Source organism: Leptolyngbya sp. FACHB-711, from assembly GCF_014695615.1.
Taxonomy (GTDB): Bacteria; Cyanobacteriota; Cyanobacteriia; order Elainellales; family Elainellaceae; genus Leptolyngbya_A.
In genome coordinates this window covers 1-4,257 of record NZ_JACJOR010000143.1, presented here as the reverse complement: position 1 = coordinate 4,257, position 4,257 = coordinate 1, and the positions used below count along the sequence as shown (strand labels likewise).

The 4,257-nt window shown below is 46.7% G+C and carries 4 protein-coding genes; all 4 read left to right on the top strand.

The genetic code is table 11. From position 1 onward, the window contains the following. Positions 1-637 (top strand): phosphonate metabolism transcriptional regulator PhnF (phnF, locus tag H6F80_RS04770; protein ID WP_190790463.1); only part of this gene is annotated, 637 nt, incomplete at its 5' end. 356 nt (positions 638-993) lie between these two features. After that, positions 994-1,809 carry a phosphonate ABC transporter ATP-binding protein gene (phnC, locus tag H6F80_RS04765; protein WP_190790462.1) on the top strand — a complete coding sequence of 272 codons (816 nt, stop codon included), beginning with the start codon at positions 994-996 and terminating at the stop codon, positions 1,807-1,809. Positions 1,810-2,045: 236 nt separating this feature from the next. Beyond that, the gene (gene phnD, locus H6F80_RS04760; protein ID WP_242067163.1) at positions 2,046-3,074 is read left to right on the top strand and encodes a phosphonate ABC transporter substrate-binding protein; all 1,029 of its coding nucleotides are present in this window, start codon (positions 2,046-2,048) and stop codon (positions 3,072-3,074) included. Positions 3,075-3,298: 224 nt separating this feature from the next. After that, complete coding sequence (phnE, locus tag H6F80_RS04755; RefSeq protein WP_190790460.1) at positions 3,299-4,129, top strand: phosphonate ABC transporter, permease protein PhnE; 831 nt, start codon at positions 3,299-3,301, stop codon at positions 4,127-4,129. Positions 4,130-4,257: the final 128 nt, after the last annotated feature.

Genomic DNA, 4,257 nt, shown 5'->3' with positions numbered 1-4,257 from the left:
TCAATTGCCAACCGAAGCTGAATTGAGCGTCCGCTTTGGTGTCAATCGTCATACACTTCGACGATCGATCGAGGTTTTGCGAACGGAGGGCTTGGTACGAGTCGATCGGGGGCGGGGGATGTTTGTGGCATCTACTCCAATCACTTATGCGTTGGGCAAGCGAGTTCGCTACAACGATGCCCTTAAGGCTCAGGGATTGCAGACGAGCTATCAAACCCTAGCCATTACCACAATTCCTGCTGATGCAAAAGTTGCCAAGCGGTTAGCGTTAGCAATCAATACCCCTGTTGTTTTATTTGAGCGGCTGAGTCTTGCCGATGGGCAGCCAATTAGTGTATCGAGCAGCTACTTTCCCAGTATCTTGTTTCCCAACCTGTCGGAACGCTGTCAGCAGTATCATTCTATTTCTAAGCTACTGCAACAGGAATACGGCTGTGATCATATTCGTCACAGTACCCGAATCTCAGCGCGAATTGTTCAGCCTAAAGATGCTCGGCTGCTAGAACTCCCTGCTAATGCACCAATTCTTTTAACAGAATCGATTAATGTTGATCAAACCGGAAGAAGGATTGAGTATGGCGTGACGCGATTTCGTGGCGATCGGATGGAGTTAGTAATTGAAAACGATTCAGCATAAGCGTTGTGCTTAGAAGATATATCTAGCTCCCATTAGCTTAAATTGAGCTTGAACAGTTCTTAATCTGGCATTCGCATTTCCTTAAGGACAGGCATCCACAATAAAGCTTGGTACAGTTTTCATCTAGATGTCTATACATCTAAAGAAGAAACTTCTTAGGAACAGGAATCGCAGGAAGGAGCCTATCCATCCTCCTAAGTTAGCGAGCTGCGGATCGCCCATCTTGGTCTGCTATTAAGAGGGCATCGCTGCTGTTCGGCTGTGTTCAAGCATGTTGCTTCTGGATTGGTAAATCTCATTGTTCTGAGACTGTGTTGACTTGAATATTTACTTAAGTTAAAGGATGAAATGCCTGCATGGTTTTGCAGAACTCGCTAGAAGTCACTGCTGTTGAAGTGAAGCACCTGACGAAATCGTTTAATAAAATTGCTGCCCTGCGGAATATTAATTTTTCCGTAGCTGACGGGGAAATGATTGCGCTAGTCGGAGCCTCTGGTTCCGGAAAGTCAACCCTGTTGAGAAACCTGAACGGCTTACATAAAGCAGACCAAGGCACTGTCGAGATTTATGGAACTCCGATTCAGGTGAACGGCTCCCTCCACTCAAATGTGAGAAAGCTGCGAAGTCAGATGGGCTTCATCTTTCAGCAGTTTAATCTTGTGAATCGATTGACGGTGCTAGAAAATGTGCTGGTTGGTAATTTATCTCGCATCCCTTCCTTGCGTTCCACGCTTCGCTGGTTTACCCAGCAGGAAAAGGAGCAGGCGTTAGCTGCCCTGGAGCGAGTCGGAATTCTACAGCATGCCTACAAGCGAGCTTCTGCCTTATCGGGAGGTCAACAGCAAAGGGTTGCGATCGCCCGGTGTTTAATGCAGGGCGCACACATTATTCTCGCAGATGAACCGATCGCTTCCCTGGACCCGGAATCCGCCCGTAAAGTCATGGAACTGCTGACGGTTCTTAACCAGGAACAAGGAATTACAGTCATCACATCCCTACATCAAGTGCAGATGGTGCGCCACTACTTTAAGCGAGCAGTTGCTTTAAGAGATGGAGAAGTCAGATTTGATGGAGAAGTTGCCGTACTGGATGATTTCAAACTTAACGAGATATACGGCACTGCAACTGAAGAGCTAGTTCTCAAAGGCCATGCAGAAGCATTCACGAGTTAAGCCGTGATTTCCGATGAGCGAATCCGACTGCACATTTCCTTTGTTCCTACAGAACTGCCATAGAAGTTGATTGTTTACAGCCTTGTTCAGGCGATTGAAGTACAAAAAATGGGGGCAGGGGCTGTGCCTCTGCGTGCGGGCTTCGCCCCTCGTACCTTACGGAAGTGAAAAACGCTGTATTTCGTTTTTATCATCAGGAGAAACAATTCAAAATGAAAGCACCTGTGTTCAAGAGATTGACATCTCTATTAACGGCATCTGTGATTAGTGTTGCTACGCTTGCAAGCTGCACTTCAACTCAGTCGAATCAGCAAGCCCAGACCACTAGCAATGGCTCAGCTTCTGGTCAAACCTGTGCGCCGGAAATTGCATCGATCGACTTTGGAATCATCTCGACTGAATCTCAGCAGAATCAAAAGCCTAAATTTGAACCCTTTATCGAGGCAATGTCGCAGACGATCGGTCGTCCTGTAAATGCTTTCTATGCCACAGATTATGCAGCTGTAATTGAGGCAATGGGGGCAAACAAGGTACAGGTTGCTTGGTATGGAGGGAAGTCCTATATCACAGCAGCAGAGCGTTCCAATGCAGAAGCATTTGCTCAAACCGTAAATTCAGATGGCACGCAAGGCTATTACTCGCACCTCATCACAAACAAGGAAAATCCGATCGTTTCCGAAATTGATCTTCAAAAAGGAAATGGCAATGAGTATATTGTAGAGAACGCGAAAGATTTAACCTTTGCGTTTAATGATCCTGAATCAACCTCTGGCTATCTCGTTCCCAGCTATTATGTATTCGCACAAAAGGGAGTGAACGCGAAAGAGGCGTTTAAGCAACTTATTTTTGCAGGAAGCCATGAAGCGACGGCTCAAGCAGTTGCTAATCAACAGGTTGACGTGGCAACGAACAACAGCGAATCTTTGACTGCTCTGAAAGCGTCTGATCCCAAAGCCTTTGAGCAAATTCAGGTGATTTGGACTTCTCCTGTGATTCCGAGTGACCCGATCACCTATCGGAAAGACTTACCCGATTGCTTGAAGGGACAGATTAAGGATTTCTTCTACAGCTACAAAGACACTGCAGTTCTGGAGCCGCTAGGCTGGCAGGCATTTGTCCCAGCAGAAGACAAAACGTGGAATACCATCCGTGAATTGAACATCGGTAAAGATATATTAGAGGTTCAGAACGATAAGAACCTAACCCCTCAGGCAAGGCAGCAAAAGCTGGATGAATTGAATCAAAAGCTCGATGCATTGAAGTAGCTGAAGATTTCCTCTTCCCCTTTTAAGGAAAAACTGACCGATGCAAGCCATTCTTTTGCAGAAGGATTTAGCATCTCAAAGTCTTTCCTTATCAGGGGATTTAGGAAAATCTCAAGCTTTGGAGCTGTATCAGCAGACTCCTCAGACATCCTATGAATGATTCACATTGAACAAGAGTGAATTGTCCATTTGATTCGCCGTACTGTTCCTTTAATATTCGTGATATGAGCGATCGAATTACGCTAGAACCTCGTGGTTCAGCTTCTCAAGCAGTACGAGAGATGCTGGCGCGGGAGAATAAACTCATTACCCCTAATCGAATCTTCTACCTTGTCGTTGGCATTGCTATTCTTGTCTTTGCTGGCATTCAGAGTGACCTGAGTTTTATTGAACTCGCCCAGGGTGGCGGCAATATGGTGGAATACATCAGCCGCTATTTTCCACCCGATTTTACGGAATGGCGTTCTTACCTGAGCGATACGCTCGAAACGATTTCAATGGCGGTCTGGGGAACAGTGATGGCGGCGATCGTTTCTGTTCCCCTTTCCATTTTCGCTTCAGACAATATCTGCCCTGCCTGGATTGTGTTTCCGATCAGGCGATTGCTTGATGCGATGCGGGCGATCAACGAAGTGGTCTTTGCTCTCATTTTTGTCGTTGCCGTAGGCTTAGGCCCATTTGCGGGCATGCTGGCCCTGTTTGTACATACAACCGGAACGCTAGGCAAACTCTTCTCAGAAGCGGTTGAGTCGATCGATCCAGGTCCGGTAGAAGGCATTCGAGCGACAGGTTCGAGCAAACTGCAAGAAATTCTCTTTGGGGTGATTCCGCAGGTTCTTCCCTTGTGGACTTCCTACACGCTCTACCGCTTTGAAGCAGATGTTCGCTCCGCCTCGGTTCTGGGAATTGTCGGAGCCGGGGGAATTGGCGTTTCGCTTTATCAAAGTTTTCGCTCGTTCCAGTACCAGCAGGTTTGTGCCATCCTGATCTTTCTGATTGTAGCGGTTGCCTTAATTGATACCCTTTCCTCACGGCTAAGACGAAATTTGATTTAGATCAGTCGCTTCGCACAATAGACTTGTCGGGAAATAAGCAAGAATAGAAGGCAGAAATGGGATAAGCAAATGCTGGATATTGAACGGGTGCTGACACAAGACCGCTTGCTGCGCGCTTTAACTGGCTT

Bases quoted from the DNA above. Each gene is read 5' to 3' on its own strand.
- phnC (WP_190790462.1), top strand. From the start codon at position 994: ATGGTTTTGCAGAACTCGCTAGAAGTCACTGCTGTTGAAGTGAAGCAC.
- phnE (WP_190790460.1), top strand. From the start codon at position 3,299: ATGAGCGATCGAATTACGCTAGAACCTCGTGGTTCAGCTTCTCAAGCA.